The sequence below is a fragment of the Desulfatiferula olefinivorans genome, assembly GCF_054657895.1.
In genome coordinates this window covers 1-15,382 of sequence record NZ_BAAHXV010000022.1, presented here as the reverse complement: position 1 = coordinate 15,382, position 15,382 = coordinate 1, and the positions used below count along the sequence as shown (strand labels likewise).

Sequence of the window (15,382 nt, the reverse complement as noted above, 5' to 3'; positions counted from 1 at the left end):
ACGGATCACGGGGTGTGAGCGTTCCGGAAGTTGGGCGACGGAATGCATTTGTATAAACCGGAAACCGGGAGAATGGCAACAGAAAATCCTGATGAGGCCGGGGGGAACGGTTGCGGCCCCGCCGGGGCGGAGCCGCTTCGGCTATCGATGCCGGACGATTTCCCCTTTTTTCATGTAGATGGCTTCTTCGGCGATGTTGGTGGCGTGATCGGCGATGCGTTCGAGGTGGCGCGAAATCAGAAGCATGTTGATGAATTTTCCGGTTTTATCCGGGTTTTGGGAGATATCGGCCTTGATGCGGTCATAGAACCGGTTTTTCATGTCGTCCACATCGGCATCCATGGTCCGGACGGTTTCGGCCAGGGCGATATCCAGGTTGACGAAGGCGTCCAGGCTCATCTTGAGCATGGCGCCCGTCATCTCGGCCATGGCGTCGTAATCGGGGATGTAATTATCGTGGTTGAATCCCTGGATGCGGATCACCCGCTGGGCGATGTTGACGGCCTGGTCGGCGATGCGCTCCAGGTCGTTGTTGATCTTGATGACCACGATCAAAAACCTGAGGTCCCCGGCCACGGGCTGGTGCAGGGCCAGCACCTTGAGGCAGTCCTCTTCAAGCTCCACCTCCATGGCGTCGATTTCGTGGTCGCCCCGGATGATCTGGTGACACAGGTCCGTGTCTCCCTGGTGGATGGCCCTTACGGCCATGCGAAAGCGGTCTTCGACCAGGGCTCCCAGCTCAAGCAGGCTTTTTTTTATTTTTTCCAGCTCTTTTCGCAACAGATGATTCATCGGCATGGCATTTCTCTCGTTGTGGGTGACGGAAAAACCGGATCAGCCGAAGCGTCCGGTGATATAGTCCTCGGTCTGTTTGTCGAAGGGCCGCGTGAACATGATGTCCGTGTCGTTCACCTCGATCAGCTTGCCCATGCAGAAAAAGGCCGTGGTATCGGACACCCGGGCGGCCTGCTGCATGTTGTGCGTGACGATGACGATGGTGAACTTTTTTTTCAACTCGTCGATCAGTTCCTCGATTTTCAGGGTCGCGATGGGGTCCAGGGCCGAGGCGGGTTCATCCATCAGCAGCACCTCCGGTTCCACGGCCAGGGCACGGGCGATGCACAGGCGCTGCTGCTGGCCGCCGGACAGTCCGGTGGCCGGTTTGGACAGGCGGTCCTTGACCTCGTCCCAGAGCGCGGCCAGTTTCAGGCTCTGCTCCACACGGCCGGCAATCTCGGAGCGGTCCTTCATCCCGTTGACCCGGAGCCCGTAGGCCACATTGTCGAAGATGCTTTTGGGAAAGGGATTGGGTTTTTGAAACACCATGCCGATGCGTCGCCTGAGAGACACCACGTCGATCTTCGGTGAGACGATGTCCGTCCCGTCAAACAAAATTTCGCCCTGGGCCCTTGTTCCGGGAATCAGGTCGTTCATCCGGTTGAGGCAGCGGAGAAAGGTGCTTTTCCCGCAGCCGGACGGACCGATCAGGGCGGTGACCTTGCGGGGTGCCGCGGTCAGGCTGATGTCGAACAGCGCCTGGACGTCGTGGTAGAAAAAATTCAGGTGTTTCACCGAGATGATCGGTGCTTCGGCGGCCTTGTCCCGGGTCGCCTCCGGTGACCGTGCGGAACGGTTCATGGCTTCGTCCTCCAGAAGACGGGTGTGTTTCATGGTTTCATCCTGCCTCTCAGGCGCTGCCTGAGAATCATGGCGAACAGGTTCATCCCCAGCACCAGGGTCACCAGGACCAGGGCCGTCCCATACTGCATGGGCCGGGTCTGTTCGATGTTCAGTCCGGCCGTGGCCAGCACATAAATATGGTAGGGCAGGGCCATCACTTCGGACAGCAGGGAGTCGGGCAGTCTGGGGGTGAAAAACACCGCCCCGGTGAACATGATGGGGGCGGTTTCCCCGGCGGCCCGGGAAAGGGCCAGAATGGTACCGGTCAGAATGCCGGGGGCGGCCGTGGGCAGCACCACCCGGTAAATGGTCTGCCATTTGGTGGCGCCCAGCCCCATGGAGGCTTCCCGGTAGGTGTCGGGAACCGCCTTGAGGGCTTCTTCGGAGGCCCCGATGATCACCGGCAGACTCATCACGCCCAGGGTCAGGGCCCCGGCCAGGATGCTGACCCCCATGTTCAGGATGATGCAGAAAAAGGCCAGGCCGAACAGGCCGTAGACGATGGACGGTACCCCCGCCAGGTTGGTGATGGAAAGACGGATGAATCGGACCATGGCCCCCGGCCGGGCATATTCGTTCAGATAGACGGCCGTGGCCACCCCCACGGGCAGGGCGAACACAATGGCCCCCACCGCCAGGCTGACGGTGCCGATGATGCAGGGCAGGATGCCGCCGCGGGTCATGGACTCCCGGGGCATTTCCGTCAGAAACGTCCAGGAAAGGGCTGAAAATCCCCGGCTGACCATGAAATAGACAATGGCGAACAGGGCCAGACCGTTGATCAGGGCCGCTCCCCGGAACAGATAAAACAAAAGGTTCTGGGTGATTCGGCGTCGTTGGATGCGGTTGTCGGTCATTGCTGCTTGTACCTCTCGGCAATCCGGGCCGCGCAGATGTTGAAGGCCAGGGTAAAAAGGAACAGAACCACTCCGGTGGCGAACAGTGCGTTGTAATGCACGCCGCCGAAGGGCGCTTCGCCCATTTCCGCCGCAATGCTTGCGGGCATGGGCCGAACGGGATCGAACAGGGACGAGGGCGTCATGGCCGCGCCTCCGGCCACCATCAGAACCACCATGGTTTCCCCCACGGCCCGGCTCATGCCCAGGATGACGGCGGTGCTGATGCCTGACACGGCGGCGGGCACCGTGACCCTGAAAATGGTTTCCAGGTGGGTGGCGCCCAGAGCCAGGCTCGCTTCCTTGAGGGCGGCGGGGACACTGCGAAGGGCGTCCTCCGTGACCGAGCAGATGGTCGGAACGGCCATAAAGGCCAGCATCAGGGAGGCGTTGAACAGATTCAGGCCCGAGGGGACGCCGAAGACGTCCTGGAGAAAGGGCGAGACGACCACCATGCCGAAAAAGCCCACCACCACCGAGGGGATGGAGGCGATGAGTTCGACCAGGGGTTTGATCACGGAGGCCAGCCGGTCCCGGGCTATCTCGGCAATGTAGATCGCCGTCATGATGCCCAGGGGAACCGAGATCAGCGCCGACAGGGCGGTCACCGAGGCCGTTCCCACAATCAGGGGAAAGATGCCGAAATCCGCCGGATCATCGGTGGGATACCAGTAGTGGCCGAAAAGGAATTCTTTCAGGGTCACATGGGAAAGAATCGGGGCACCTTCCTTGACTAGGAAAATCATGATCAGGCCCAATATGGTGACCGAGATAAAGGCGGTCAGGAAAAAAAAACTCTTGATGGCGTATTCGCTTTGTCGCATGACGCTCTTTCTTCCGGTTGTTCAGACGTCGAAACGGAGCGGCGCAGGGCCGCTCCGCGTGCAATCCCCCTTGTGTTCCGGGGGGAATCAGTACAGCGTGATACTTCCCGCTTCCTTGACCAGGGCCTGGCCTTTGGGTGACAGGAGGAAGTTGATGAAATCGAGGGTTTCGCCCTGGGGCCACCCGGCGGTGAACATGTAAAGGGGCCGGCTGATGCTGTAGCGTCCGTTCTTGGCGGTCTGCTCGCTGCCCATGACGCCGTCCACGGCCACCACCTTGACATCCGGGGTGATGTAGCCCAGAGCGATGTAGCCGATGGCGCCTTTGGTCCCGGCGATCTGGGTGACCAGGCCGCCGTTGGAGGGCTGGGTCAGGGCGGCGGGGGTGACGCGCTCACCGTCCAGAGCCAGTTCTTTCCAGGCTTCGAAGGTACCCGAGGAGCTGTCCCGGGCGATGACCACGATTTTCATGTCCGGGCCGCCCACGTCTTTCCAGTTGGTGATCTTGCCGGTATAAATGTCCTGGATCTGTTTGCGGCTGAGATCCGACACGGTGTTGCTCGGGTGAACCACGGGAACGATGCAGTCCAGGGCGATGCGGTGGGGAACGGGGTAGACGTTATTGTCCACGGCCTGCTTGACTTCCTTGTCCTTGATGAACCGGGACGCGTTGCCGATGCCGGCGGTGCCGTCGATGATGGCCTTGATGCCGTTGCCGGAGCCGCCGCCGGACAGGGTGATCACGGTATCTGGGTGAAGGGCCATGTAGGCCTCGGTAGCTTTCTGGGCAATGGGAAGAACGGTGGTGGAGCCTTTGATCACCAGCTTGCCGGCCAGGGCGGGGGTGGCGATCAGGGCCAGGGTGAGGGCCAGAATAATCTTTTTCATGTTAATCTCCTTAGGGTCTTGGAATCGTGCATATCCGGCCGGGCCGGAGCCAATATTCAGTTCGGAGATAAAATAGAGTTTTTGTGTTAGGATGGTGTTAGCGGCGTGTTAGGTTTGTGATAAACCTTTGGTTTTAATATCAGTCACCGATGTGGCCGATCAGATGACCCAGCTCGGGAAAGATGATGGCCCGGCAGGCCAGTTTGCAGGCCTTGAGGCTTCCGGGCAGGCAGAACACGGCGGTGTTTCCGATGATCCCGGCCGTGGCCCGGGACAGGATGGCCGCCGAATCGATTTCCTCGAAACTCAGCTGGGCGAAGACCACGGCAAAGGCCGTCATCACCTTGCGGAACATGGGGGTGACCGCTTCGATGGTCACGTCCTTCCGGGTCAGGCCCGTGCCGCCGGTCAGAAGCAAAACATCGGGGTCGTGGGTGCGGATGATGTCCCGGATGGCCTTCCGGATTTCCGCCTCGTCGTCCGGTGCCAGGCGGTGGCAGACCACCTCGTGACCTTCCCGGGCGGCGTGCTTCGCCATCCAGGAGCCGCTTTCGTCGTCCGCCGGGGTGGTGCGGCTGGTGGACAGGGTCAGAATGCCCACCTTGAAGCGGTGGTCGGCTGAGGGGTGGTGATGGGAATGCCTGTGACCCATATCAGCCCCTCACGATGACGATGTCGTCGGTGCCGTCGTGCTCGGTCAGATGCACGTTGATGGAATCCTGGTAGCGCGTGTCGAAAAACCGTCCGGAATAATCGGGCTGGATGGGGAATTCCCGGTGGCCCCGGGAGGCCAGCACGGCCAGTTCGATGCGGGCGGGGCGCCCGAAATCCATCAGGGCGTCCATGGCGGCCCGGATCGTCCGTCCGGTGAACAGCACGTCGTCGACCAGGATCACGTCCAGCCCGTCGACGGAAAAGGAAATTTCCGTGGGTTTGACAACGGGGTGATGGCCGATCCGTGTCCAGTCGTCCCGGTACAGGGTGATGTCCAGCTCGCCGATCAGCACGTTGACCCCCTCGATTTTTCGGATTTCCGACTGGATGCGCCGGGCGATATAGACCCCGCGGGTCTGGATACCGATCAGGGCGAGGTTGTCGACGACACCCTGGTGTTTTTCAAGGATCTCGTGGGCGATCCGGGTGATCATGCGGTTGATGTCCGCCGCGTTGACGATGGGGTTGTCCGTGTTCACTGTCTGCTCCGCCGGGTTGTTCGGGTTATGGCGCGATGGGTCGGGGACCCAAGATGGCTTGAAAAGATAACGTATAGTGTGTATAAACCAGTTTGAGTCGAACAGGCAATACTAAAATGGACCCCGGAGCGTGTGATCGATCGCGGTACGGGGTCTGTGACGCCATGAGCGGTCGCCATGCAGGAAAAGGTGTTTCGATGAGCAAGGTACCATGCACGGGGGTCATTCTGGCCGGTGGGCGGAATTCCCGGATGAACGGAGACAACAAGGCTTTTCTGACCATCGGCGGCATCCGGATCATCGACCGGATTCTTTCGGTGCTCCGGCCTTTTTTTGACGATATCGTTCTGGTGACCAACGACCCCCTGGCCTACACGGATCTCGATGTGAGAATCGTCACGGACGTCATTCCCGCCGGGTGCCCCCTGGCCGGATTGCACGCCGGGCTGTTTCATGCCCAAAACCCCTTTGCCGTGGTTTTGCCCTGCGACGTGCCCTTTGTCCGGCCGGACATGATCGGCCTTCTGATCGATCACATCAGCGATCGCTACCAGGTGGTGATTCCCCGGACGGCCAAGGGGCTGGAAGCCCTGTTTGCCGTCTATGCCCGGGCCGCGCTGCCGTCCATCGAACGATCCCTCGCCCGTGGTCAGTTGAAAATCCGTTCGTTCTTCAAACCCGGTCGGGTCTATGAGGTCTCGGAAAAACGTCTGAGGTCCGTGGACCCGGACCTGATTTCCTTCACCAATATCAACCGGCCCGAGGAGCTTGAACAGGCCCTTCGTCTGAACGGGCCGGACAGGGAGCCCTCATGAATCTGAACGCCCTCAAGGAACGCGTGACACGCCTGCCCGATTACCCCCGGGTGGGCATGATCCTCTGCCACAACGGCGTGGTCCGGGAAACCTCCCGGGACGGACGGCCCGTGTCGGGTCTTTCGATCCGCATCGACCGCGATCGTCTGGCGTCGGTCATCGAGGAGGCGAAACGCCGTCCGGGCATTGTCGAGGTTCTCGTGGAACTGGCCGACGAAGACCGGTTTCTCGCCGTGGGCGAGGATGTCATGTGCCTGGTGGTGGCAGGCGACGTCCGGGAGCGGGTCATCGCCTGTCTGGCCGAGACCCTTGACGCGGTCAAGGCCACGGTCACCTCCAAAACCGAATACTATAAGGACGGGGACCATGACTGAGCTGACCCACCTGGATGAACGGGGCCATGTGCGCATGGTCGATGTGACGGACAAGGCGGACACCGAACGGTGGGCCCTGGCGCGGGGATCCGTTCGGATGACCCGAAAGACATTCGAGCTGATCACCCTGGGGAAGGCCTCCAAGGGTAATGTGCTTGAAACGGCGCGCATCGCCGGAATCCAGGCCGCCAAGAAAACCTGGGATCTGATTCCGATGTGCCACCCCCTGTCCATCACCTCCGTCCTGATCGATTTCACCGCCGACGACCACCACCCGGCCGTTCACATCGCGGCCGAGGTTCGGGTCAAGGGCCCCACGGGCGTGGAAATGGAAGCCCTGACCGCCGTCGCCGCAGCGGCCCTGACCATCTACGACATGTGTAAATCCTATGACAAAGCCATGGTGATCAGCGATATCCGTCTTGAAGAGAAAACCGGCGGAAAAAGCGGTCATTTCATTCGTGATGCCCATGAAACTCCCTGACGCGTTCTGCCGGTACAGTCATGTTTTCATCGTGCTCGCCCTGATTCCACTTCTTTCGGGCGGATGCTTTTTCAAGCTCATCTCTCCGGAAAAGCGCTCGCTGTCCCTGGTGCGGCTCGCGCCGGAGGACTACCCCCGGTTTTCCGACGATCTGTTTTTCGACGGCATCGACCGGGCCGTGTTCGAAAGCCTGAGCTATTACAACAAACTGCCCCGGACGCGAACCTTTTCCCTGGCCGATGACGCCTATGACGTCGGCCACATGATCCGGTCCCTCGAACACTTGCTGGCCTTTCTTCAGTCCGAACCCTCGGCCAACGATCTCAACGCCTTTATCCGGGACAACTACACGGTCTACCGGTCCACCGGCAAAGACCGGGACGATCAAGTGCTGTTTACCGGATACTACGAACCCCGGCTGAGGGGCAGCCTTTCTCCGTCCGATGTGTACCGGTATCCGGTGCTGAGTGATCCCGATGATCTGATGACCATCGATCTGAGGCTCTTTTCCGATGATCCGTCCATGCGTCGGACCCTGATCGGACGGTGCACCCCGGAAAAGAAGGTGGTGCCCTACTACGATCGGCGTCAGATCGGAACGGGAGACATTCTCATGGACCGGTCCCGGGTTCTGGCCTGGGTCGACGACCGGATCGATCTGTTTTTTCTGGAGATCCAGGGCTCGGGCATCATCTACCTGGATAACGGCGGGTTCATCCGCGTGCATTACCACACGAAAAACGGGCATCCCTACCGAAGCATCGGCACCCATCTGATCCGGACGGGCAGGGTGGCCAGGGAAGAGATGTCCATGCAGAAAATCCGGGAATACCTGACCGCCCATCCCGACGAGGTCGACGAGATCCTCAACTACAATCCCAGCTATGTGTTTTTCAAGACCGAAGAGGGGGGGCCCTACGGCTGTTACGGCGTAGCGGTGACGCCGGAGCGGTCCATCGCCACGGACAAGCGCATGTTTCCGGCCTGCGCCATGGCCTTCATCGAATCGGAAAAGCCTTTGATCAGCGGGGATGGAGACATCGTGGAGTGGCGGCCCTTCGGCCGCTTCGTGCTCAATCAGGACACCGGCGGGGCCATCCGGGGGCCGGGCCGGGCCGACCTGTTTACCGGGAACGGCCACTACGCCGAAGTGTCCGCCGGGCATATGCAGCATACCGGCCGGCTGTATTTTCTGGTGCTGAACCGGGACCGTTCCGGGACCCCTTGAAAAAAGCGACCCGCGATGCTCGTGCATCGCGGGTCTATGCAAATGCCGCGTAGCCCCTTCTCCGTCAGGGACGGATTCATCGTTGGTCGGATGTTCAGGAAATGCGGCAGTTTCAATCGATCCTAACTGTTATGATCATTATAGGGATCCGTCCTTTTCCGGGCAAGATCTGTCAAAGTTCCAGAACAAAAACTATGTTTCCCTTTGTTTTTCCCCTTTGCGTCGATGCGCGGTTTCTGATATAAATAAGGACGTTCCAGAAAAACACCGCGATCGTTTTCGTATTTCGAATCAACGATTTATTGTTTTTCCTCTCTTGAAACGTACGACGGCCCGACGGTGTTCCCGCATTGCCCCTGATCATGCTCCGCATGGGTTCAAAGAAGGTGACCATGACCGAAAAACAAACCGATAACGATCGTCAACCCGCCGCGGACGACGCCCGTCGACCGATGTCCTTAAGTGAGATAAAGACGGGTCTTGACGCCGAAACGCTCCACGGCCTCAAACGTTCCGGCGATCTTTTCCGCGTGATTTACGAAAACGTGTCGGACTGGATCTATATCCACGACATGGACGGGATGTTCGTCGAAACCAATTTCCACTACATCAAGGTGCTGGGCTATACCCTGGAGCAGCTTGCCGGGGCCGGGGTGCGGGACCTGATGCCCGAGCGCTACCGGGCAGGTTTTGACGATTACCTGGCCCGCATCGCAAAACAGGGCAGCGACAGCGGCACCATGATCATTGTCACGGCCGGCGGCGATGAACGCGTGGTGGAATACACGAACACCCTGATCGATCACGGCGACGGCAGGCGTCTGGTCTACGGCCTGGCCCGGGATATCACCGAGCGTCTGGCCGCCGAGCAGGCTCTGATGAAAAGCGAACAGAAGTTCCGTTCGATCATCGAAAACATCACCGAAGGGTATTACGAGGTGGACCTTTCCGGGAATTTCACCTTCGTCAATCCGGCGGTCTGCACCATCATGGGGTACGACGAATCCGAACTTCTGGGTATGAACAACAAGGATTACATGGACGGCCGCAAGGCCAAGGGCCTGTTTGCCATCTACAACAAGGTCTTTCAGACCGGACGGCCCATCGACGGTATCGAGTTTGAGATTCGACGCAAGGACGGTTGCATCCGTCAGGTGAGATCGTCGGTCAGTCTGATTTACGACAAAGCCGGACAGCCCGTCGGGTACCGGGGCATCGTCCGGGACGTGACGGAGCAGAAGGCCCTTGAAGAGCAGCTCGACGCCCATCGCAAGCTGACCCAGAACGCCCGGGAAGTGACCATCATGGGGCTGGCCAAGCTGTCCGAATACCGGGACAACGATGCCGGGTCCCACCTGGAACGCATCCGTGAATATTCCAGAATCATCGCCCAGGAACTGTCCGTTCATAAAAAATTCAATGATTACGTGACGGAAAAATACGTGGAGGATATCTATCAGTCCGCCGTTCTTCACGACATCGGCAAGGTGGGCATCCCCGACTCGGTGCTGCTCAAACCCGGCAAGCTGACCCCCGAGGAATTCGAGATCATCAAGGAACATTCCCGGCTGGGCGGTGATGCCATCCGGGACATCGAAGCGAAGATCGACGGAGAATCCTTTCTGACCCTGGCCAAGGAGATCGCCTACTCCCACCACGAACGGTGGAACGGCACCGGCTACCCCAGGGGTCTGGCCGGTGATGCCATCCCCCTGTCCGCCCGGATCGTGGCCTTGGCCGACGTCTATGACGCCCTGACCTCCAAACGGGTCTACAAGGAGGCGTTCACCCATGAGCAGGCCATCAAGATCATCGTGTCCGAACGGGGCCGTCAGTTTGACCCGGACATCGTCGATATGTTCATGGCCCGCAACAAAGAGTTCGTCGCCATCCGCAAAACCCTGGACGACCGTGATGAGAAGCTGAAAATCTCGTCCCCCCCGCCGTCTTTTGTTTGACAACGGGGCGGCGATTCTTTATAGTCTCATCCATCTTTGCGGTCCCATCGTCTAGCGGTCAGGACGCTGGCCTCTCACGCCGGAAACACGGGTTCGATCCCCGTTGGGACCGCCACCAAAGAAGCGCCAAGGCTCTCGAATGATTTCGAGGGCCTTTTTTGTTGGGTAACCTTAAGGGTGCGGATGTGATTAACGTCTCTGGGGTTTGATTTCCTCTTATGATTTCGTGCCCGTCTTTCGAGCTTTCACTAAGTTCGTTTCAAGCCATGGTTGAGGGCCGTGTCACACCTTTCGGGTATAGGGCCATGTTGGGCCTGGAAATGCTTTTTACGAAGCCGTCAAGTTTGAACAATTCCCCGCGCCGTAAACCCGGTCCCACTCTAAAAAAACGTTTGGTGATTTATTTTGTGATTGTATATGTATCATCCATGAATATGGATTTTTCTTTTAAATACCAGCGGCCATCAGTTCGTACAAGTTTATCTTCATAGCGACAAACCGATATCACAACCTGACCGCCGTCTTTCGGCGCTGCATCAACATCCAAATATGAAAAGGCTGTCGCCTCATCACCATTTACATCTATCAGTGGACACGTTATTTTGTGCCGCAAATAGTTCAAAGCGGATGTCATTATTTGAGTATAATTGAGAAACCATTGACGTATGGCTTCATGCCCTGAATGTCGGCCGTTTTCTTCCCAGTTTATGATCAATGTCGCGCTTGGATGAAAACACTCCATGATACTGTCGACATGCCCGTGATCCACGGCATGACAACAGCGATAAAGTAATTGTTCTATTTCTATAACGTTTTTGTTCATGGTTACGGCCTCTTTCATGTCAATGGGGTTTTATGCTTATGACGGCAACGTCTCTATCATGGGACATTTATGAAGATCGTTATCCCAATTTGCTTTGCTCGAAATAAAAATGTGAGCGGTAGGCCTGATGTGGATATCACAATCAAGGCTTCCGGCAGGAACCACCAGAAGGGCGCCTCCCAATTGAATATTTGGAAGTGCCGATCCACAGATTGAGCAAAATGATTTGCTGTGTTGAGTTGACGGCAATGTAAAATTTGCGACCTTATCGACGCCTGACAGCCATTTCAGCGTGGCGGTAGACGAAAAAAGGTTGGCTCCATGAGCCGAGCCCGTATCTTTTCGACACCGACTGCAATGGCAAAGGTAAAAATGATCAAAATCGCCTTCAATTTCGAACGTGACCTCACCACATAGGCATGATCCCGGCTTGATACTCATAGATGAAACTCCCCTCGATTGTGACTGATGCAGATTCGATGCGGAAAACGCTACGCTGAACGTCATTGGAAAGCCTTGCGTCGCAGGGCTTTCCAACGTACAAGACCAGGCGCCCTTTTAGGCTGAAAGCTTTTTCGCTATGCTCGCAACATGTTTTCCCTGGAAACGCGCAATCGCCAATTCATTCTCGGACGGTTGGCGGCTACCGTCGGCACCGGCCAGAGTGCCGGCCCCATAGGGCGTTCCACCCGTGATCTCATCCATATTGGTGAGCTCCCTGCAGGAATAAGGCACTCCTACGACGATCATTCCGTGATGGAACAGGGTGATGTGAAAAGATGTGATGGTGGTTTCCTGACCGCCGTGCTGCGTACCGGTCGAAGTAAACACACTTCCGACCTTGCCGACCAGTTTGCCGGAGGCCCACAAACCGCCGGTCCGGTCGAGAAAGCTGCGCATTTGCGAACACATGTTACCGAACCGTGTCGGTGCACCGAAAATGATCGCATCATAGCTTGCCAACTCCTCCACCGTCGCGATGGGCGCCGGCTGATCGAGCTTCGCCCCGGCATTGCGTGCCGCGTCATCCGCCATCAGTTCGGGTACACGCTTGACGCTGACATCGACATCCTGAAAGCCTCTCGCGCCTTCGGCTACTGCGTTTGCCATGCTTTCCACATGGCCGTACATACTGTAGTAGAGAACCAGTACCTTCGTCATTTGTATCTCCTTTCGCGTGCCTTTTTGTGTTGATGCCTCAATGTTATTCACTTAACAAGGGATTTTGATGTTTCACATGATGGCCAGAAAAGGTCGAAAAATTAGAGAATTTCTAAAACGGACAAGCTCTATCCAGGTCCGGTGGAAGCAATCGGCGGCTTTTAACTTTTTGTAAGCTGGTTTTAAACCCTTCATCATTGGGTAATGCTCTACATTCAGGGACTTTAGCGCGGCATTTTCAGATTCACACGTTGCAGTAATGATTGAGTCTGCAAGGCCAACACCATGTGATTTGACATAATCATGCTTGAAAAGACCGCCTACTCCGGCAATTTCAGAGGTAACCGGGATAACAGTAAACAATGAGATAAAATTGTCTAATGCGGTTAGTTATGCCTTTTTGATTGTCTCGACCCATGCCAAATATTCTTTTCCCCCTTTATCCTGAAGTTTTTTATATTTTTCACAATCTTTTTCTCTAATCCCCCACCGCCTGGATGAATGTGGATACTCAGCAGAACAAAGCAAATCCCTATAATCAATACATGCAAGGTCTATAAATGAATCTAACTTTTCAGGTTCTTGAGACGCAAGGTATAAAATGCCAAGTTTAACTCTTGATTGTTCGCTATGGAATGACTCTTTTCCATAGGCATCAAGCTTTCTCTTTACTTCATCCCTTTTTGGAAGGTCTGAATACATGGCCTTTAGAGACATCGGTAATAATGTTTTGTAGTTAATCTCCATGGGCATAACACTAGTTTGAACCGCCAATATCGACGCTTTAGCGGCGATATTGGTCGGTCTCTAAACACTTGTTGACAGAGGATTGGTCGTGACATTCGTCACATCAATCCTTATTGTTATGCGAATAGCTGCATCTTAAGTACCGTTTTTGGACGGACAGTATTATTACTCCGACATTGCCAACTTGACACCAAGTGAAGCGAAAACGGTTGCAAATGATCTTTGCATCCATAGCACACGCTTAGAGGAGGACACGATATGGGCTCTTACACTGTGCGCCGCGATGCCATAAAGTACAAAAATGATAAGTGTCATTCCCATGAACATCCCGCTGAGGATAATCAACTGATTGAATGCTGGTGTTCCCGTATTTTGCGAAATAAACTGAGGTAGAAAGGCTAAAAAAAATATTGATAATTTGGGATTAAGAATATTGATTAAGAACCCTCTGTTGGCAATCTGCCAAGTCCCCTTTTTTTGAACTGACTTATCAAAATCAATTGTGATTGTTTCACACCACATAGACCAAGCAAGGTAAAACAAATAGACAACTCCAGCATATTTTAGAAATTGGAATGCAACCGCACTCATATGGAGAATAGCCGATAATCCGAGAATACAAGAAAGCAAGTGGGGAATAATTCCACATGTACAACCAAGCGCGGCTGCAATACTACTTCGCCAACCAAGAAAAAGCCCTGTTGAAACAGTATAAATCACACCTGTTCCTGGAATTAAAACAACAACCAATGAAGTAAGAAAAAACTCAGTACAGAACATTTTGGGTTCCAATTAATTATGAGTATGAATTTTGTAGCGCATAACCCAAATCACCGGCTCGCCCGGTGGATTTGAGTTGTTAAGCATCCCTTACAAAAAAAATAGTTTGACCAGATTACAGTTTTTTTGGGGTAGAGCACTCTTTTCCTTTAACGAACCTTATCCACCCTTTTATAGATCCTCCAACGTCTCTTTCACCTTGTCCGCCAGCTCTTTTGCAGAAAATGGCTTTTGAATAAAGTGTACGCCTTTATCAAGAACGCCATGATGAGCAATCACGTTGGCGGTGTATCCTGACATGAACAGGCGTTTTACATCCGGGTAAAGGGAAAGCAGATTATTAGCCAGATCCCGACCATTCATTTCCGGCATAACCACATCAGTTATCACCAGGTGGATATCGCCGGTATTCTCACGGGCCAGGCGGAGCGCTTCACCTGGTGTATTCGCTGCAATAACGGTATAACCCAATCGATTGAGCATTCTTACTGTCATTTTCAGAATGGCCGGTTCATCCTCCACCAACAGGATGGTTTCACAGCCTTGGACAGCAAGGCCTGCTGGGTCTTCTTTTTTGATATCTTCGGGTTTGCTCATGTGACGGGGCAGATAGATTTTGAAAGTCGTGCCTTTGTCGGGCTCACTGTACACATGTATGTTGCCATTGTTCTGCTTGACAATACCGTAGATCATCGCAAGACCCAGGCCGGTACCCTTGCCCTTGGTTTTGGTGGTAAAAAACGGTTCGAAAAGTTTGTCCAGAGTACTTTTGTCCATACCGCAGCCATTGTCACTGACAGCGAGCATGACATACTCACCCGGTAGAGCATCGATGTAAGCAGTGCAGTCGCCGGGATCCAGACAGATATTTTCGGTTTCTATGGTCAACTTTCCCACACCCGCAATGGCATCCCGGGCATTGACGCAGAGATTGGCCAGAATCTGATCAATCTGGGATGGGTCAATATTGATCGACCACAAATGTGCCCTGGGTTTCCACAAAAGATCAATGTCTTCTCCAATCAGCCGATGAAGCATCTTGAGCATGGATTCAACTTGATGGTTCAGGTCGATAACTCTGGGTGTGACGGTCTGTTTACGGGCAAAGGCCAGCAGCTGATTGGTGATTTGAGCAGATTGCTTGGCCGCCTTAAGAATTTCGTTCAGGTCATCCTTAAGCGGATCATCGGAAGACAGCTTTTCTGCGGCCAGCTCGGCATAACCGATGATCACGCTGAGCATATTGTTGAAATCGTGGGCCACACCTCCGGCCAATGGACTCCATTTTCTGAGCCTGAGTCAGTTGATCCTGAAGTTTTCTGCGTTCTTCCTCGCCGTGTTTGCGCTCGGTGATGTCTCTTGCGATACTCAGAATTGCCGGTTTCCCCTGATACGTTACAAGACTGGAACAAATTTCAACGGGAAAGTATTTCCCGCCTTTTGTCCGATGCAATGTTTCGATTTTTTTTATGATATCTGACGACATTTCCCTGGCAAGTGCTTTTATATCCTCTTGATTACCAGACACATC

19 protein-coding genes and 1 tRNA gene are annotated in these 15,382 nt (G+C 55.2%); 6 read left to right on the top strand and 14 right to left on the bottom strand.

All coding sequences use genetic code 11. The annotated features are described in order from the left end of the window. Positions 1-141: 141 nt before the first annotated feature. The 7 genes from phoU to pyrR all read right to left on the bottom strand — a co-directional run bounded on the left by phoU (position 142) and on the right by pyrR (position 5,481). Entirely contained in the window at positions 142-798 is a 657-nt protein-coding gene (gene phoU, locus ACYQ11_RS14900; RefSeq protein WP_459924598.1) for a phosphate signaling complex protein PhoU, read from the bottom strand. Positions 799-834: 36 nt separating this feature from the next. Next, positions 835-1,671, bottom strand: a complete 837-nt coding sequence (pstB, locus tag ACYQ11_RS14895; RefSeq protein WP_459924597.1) for a phosphate ABC transporter ATP-binding protein PstB — start codon at positions 1,669-1,671, stop codon at positions 835-837. Beyond that, positions 1,668-2,537: a phosphate ABC transporter permease PstA gene (gene pstA, locus ACYQ11_RS14890; protein WP_459924596.1), complete on the bottom strand. Its 870-nt coding sequence runs from the start codon at positions 2,535-2,537 to the stop codon at positions 1,668-1,670. Before pstA ends, pstB begins: the two co-directional genes overlap by 4 nt. Beyond that, complete coding sequence (gene pstC / locus ACYQ11_RS14885; RefSeq protein ID WP_459924595.1) at positions 2,534-3,400, bottom strand: phosphate ABC transporter permease subunit PstC; 867 nt, start codon at positions 3,398-3,400, stop codon at positions 2,534-2,536. Before pstC ends, pstA begins: the two co-directional genes overlap by 4 nt. Before the next feature lie 87 nt (positions 3,401-3,487). After that, the gene (locus ACYQ11_RS14880) at positions 3,488-4,288 is read right to left on the bottom strand and encodes a phosphate ABC transporter substrate-binding protein (protein WP_459924594.1); all 801 of its coding nucleotides are present in this window, start codon (positions 4,286-4,288) and stop codon (positions 3,488-3,490) included. A gap of 139 nt (positions 4,289-4,427) precedes the next feature. After that, positions 4,428-4,940 carry a MogA/MoaB family molybdenum cofactor biosynthesis protein gene (locus ACYQ11_RS14875; protein WP_459924593.1) on the bottom strand — a complete coding sequence of 171 codons (513 nt, stop codon included), beginning with the start codon at positions 4,938-4,940 and terminating at the stop codon, positions 4,428-4,430. Between the two features lies 1 nt (position 4,941). Beyond that, on the bottom strand, positions 4,942-5,481 hold the full coding sequence (gene pyrR, locus ACYQ11_RS14870) for a bifunctional pyr operon transcriptional regulator/uracil phosphoribosyltransferase PyrR (protein ID WP_459924592.1): 540 nt from the start codon (positions 5,479-5,481) through the stop codon (positions 4,942-4,944). 197 nt (positions 5,482-5,678) lie between these two features. Between pyrR and mobA the strand changes: the two genes are divergently transcribed. The 6 genes from mobA to ACYQ11_RS14840 all read left to right on the top strand — a co-directional run bounded on the left by mobA (position 5,679) and on the right by ACYQ11_RS14840 (position 10,455). After that, the gene (mobA, locus tag ACYQ11_RS14865; RefSeq protein ID WP_459924591.1) at positions 5,679-6,296 is read left to right on the top strand and encodes a molybdenum cofactor guanylyltransferase; all 618 of its coding nucleotides are present in this window, start codon (positions 5,679-5,681) and stop codon (positions 6,294-6,296) included. Continuing rightward, positions 6,293-6,670, top strand: coding sequence for a molybdenum cofactor biosynthesis protein MoaE (locus ACYQ11_RS14860; RefSeq protein WP_459924590.1), 378 nt, complete (start codon positions 6,293-6,295; stop codon positions 6,668-6,670). The genes mobA and ACYQ11_RS14860 overlap by 4 nt, the downstream gene beginning before the upstream one ends. Then, the gene (moaC, locus tag ACYQ11_RS14855; protein WP_459924589.1) at positions 6,663-7,154 is read left to right on the top strand and encodes a cyclic pyranopterin monophosphate synthase MoaC; all 492 of its coding nucleotides are present in this window, start codon (positions 6,663-6,665) and stop codon (positions 7,152-7,154) included. The genes ACYQ11_RS14860 and moaC overlap by 8 nt, the downstream gene beginning before the upstream one ends. Continuing rightward, complete coding sequence (gene mltA / locus ACYQ11_RS14850) at positions 7,141-8,382, top strand: murein transglycosylase A (RefSeq protein ID WP_459924588.1); 1,242 nt, start codon at positions 7,141-7,143, stop codon at positions 8,380-8,382. The genes moaC and mltA overlap by 14 nt, the downstream gene beginning before the upstream one ends. 392 nt (positions 8,383-8,774) lie before the next feature. Next, positions 8,775-10,340: a PAS domain S-box protein gene (locus tag ACYQ11_RS14845; protein ID WP_459924587.1), complete on the top strand. Its 1,566-nt coding sequence runs from the start codon at positions 8,775-8,777 to the stop codon at positions 10,338-10,340. Between the two features lie 40 nt (positions 10,341-10,380). Then, a tRNA-Glu gene (locus tag ACYQ11_RS14840) sits at positions 10,381-10,455 on the top strand. A gap of 285 nt (positions 10,456-10,740) precedes the next feature. On the opposite strand, the gene ACYQ11_RS14835 is transcribed toward ACYQ11_RS14840, so the two are convergent. The 7 genes from ACYQ11_RS14835 to ACYQ11_RS14805 all read right to left on the bottom strand — a co-directional run. Further along, positions 10,741-11,163 (bottom strand): nuclear transport factor 2 family protein, encoded by a 423-nt coding sequence (locus ACYQ11_RS14835; protein ID WP_459924586.1) that lies wholly within the window; start codon positions 11,161-11,163, stop codon positions 10,741-10,743. Positions 11,164-11,199: 36 nt separating this feature from the next. Then, positions 11,200-11,604 (bottom strand): GFA family protein, encoded by a 405-nt coding sequence (locus ACYQ11_RS14830; protein ID WP_459924585.1) that lies wholly within the window; start codon positions 11,602-11,604, stop codon positions 11,200-11,202. A 117-nt stretch (positions 11,605-11,721) separates the two neighbouring features. Beyond that, entirely contained in the window at positions 11,722-12,324 is a 603-nt protein-coding gene (gene wrbA, locus ACYQ11_RS14825; protein WP_459924584.1) for an NAD(P)H:quinone oxidoreductase, read from the bottom strand. Positions 12,325-12,714: 390 nt separating this feature from the next. Next, entirely contained in the window at positions 12,715-13,071 is a 357-nt protein-coding gene (locus tag ACYQ11_RS14820) for a hypothetical protein (RefSeq protein WP_459924583.1), read from the bottom strand. 165 nt (positions 13,072-13,236) lie between these two features. Next, entirely contained in the window at positions 13,237-13,851 is a 615-nt protein-coding gene (locus ACYQ11_RS14815) for a LysE family translocator (protein WP_459924582.1), read from the bottom strand. A gap of 171 nt (positions 13,852-14,022) precedes the next feature. Beyond that, on the bottom strand, positions 14,023-15,114 hold the full coding sequence (locus ACYQ11_RS14810) for an ATP-binding protein (protein ID WP_459924581.1): 1,092 nt from the start codon (positions 15,112-15,114) through the stop codon (positions 14,023-14,025). Further along, a partial coding sequence (locus ACYQ11_RS14805; RefSeq protein WP_459924580.1) for a PAS domain S-box protein occupies positions 15,035-15,382 on the bottom strand: 348 nt, incomplete at its 5' end. The genes ACYQ11_RS14805 and ACYQ11_RS14810, both read right to left, overlap by 80 nt.

Excerpts from the sequence above, each read along its gene's own strand:
- mltA (WP_459924588.1), top strand. The coding sequence starts at position 7,141 with ATGAAACTCCCTGACGCGTTCTGCCGGTACAGTCATGTTTTCATCGTG.
- mobA (WP_459924591.1), top strand. The coding sequence starts at position 5,679 with ATGAGCAAGGTACCATGCACGGGGGTCATTCTGGCCGGTGGGCGGAAT.
- wrbA (WP_459924584.1), bottom strand. The coding sequence starts at position 12,324 with ATGACGAAGGTACTGGTTCTCTACTACAGTATGTACGGCCATGTGGAA.
- ACYQ11_RS14860 (WP_459924590.1), top strand. The coding sequence starts at position 6,293 with ATGAATCTGAACGCCCTCAAGGAACGCGTGACACGCCTGCCCGATTAC.
- ACYQ11_RS14835 (WP_459924586.1), bottom strand. The coding sequence starts at position 11,163 with ATGAACAAAAACGTTATAGAAATAGAACAATTACTTTATCGCTGTTGT.
- moaC (WP_459924589.1), top strand. The coding sequence starts at position 6,663 with ATGACTGAGCTGACCCACCTGGATGAACGGGGCCATGTGCGCATGGTC.
- ACYQ11_RS14820 (WP_459924583.1), bottom strand. The coding sequence starts at position 13,071 with ATGGAGATTAACTACAAAACATTATTACCGATGTCTCTAAAGGCCATG.
- pstA (WP_459924596.1), bottom strand. The coding sequence starts at position 2,537 with ATGACCGACAACCGCATCCAACGACGCCGAATCACCCAGAACCTTTTG.
- ACYQ11_RS14880 (WP_459924594.1), bottom strand. The coding sequence starts at position 4,288 with ATGAAAAAGATTATTCTGGCCCTCACCCTGGCCCTGATCGCCACCCCC.
- pstC (WP_459924595.1), bottom strand. The coding sequence starts at position 3,400 with ATGCGACAAAGCGAATACGCCATCAAGAGTTTTTTTTTCCTGACCGCC.
- ACYQ11_RS14875 (WP_459924593.1), bottom strand. The coding sequence starts at position 4,940 with ATGGGTCACAGGCATTCCCATCACCACCCCTCAGCCGACCACCGCTTC.
- ACYQ11_RS14830 (WP_459924585.1), bottom strand. The coding sequence starts at position 11,604 with ATGAGTATCAAGCCGGGATCATGCCTATGTGGTGAGGTCACGTTCGAA.
- ACYQ11_RS14845 (WP_459924587.1), top strand. The coding sequence starts at position 8,775 with ATGACCGAAAAACAAACCGATAACGATCGTCAACCCGCCGCGGACGAC.
- ACYQ11_RS14815 (WP_459924582.1), bottom strand. The coding sequence starts at position 13,851 with ATGTTCTGTACTGAGTTTTTTCTTACTTCATTGGTTGTTGTTTTAATT.
- pstB (WP_459924597.1), bottom strand. The coding sequence starts at position 1,671 with ATGAAACACACCCGTCTTCTGGAGGACGAAGCCATGAACCGTTCCGCA.
- phoU (WP_459924598.1), bottom strand. The coding sequence starts at position 798 with ATGCCGATGAATCATCTGTTGCGAAAAGAGCTGGAAAAAATAAAAAAA.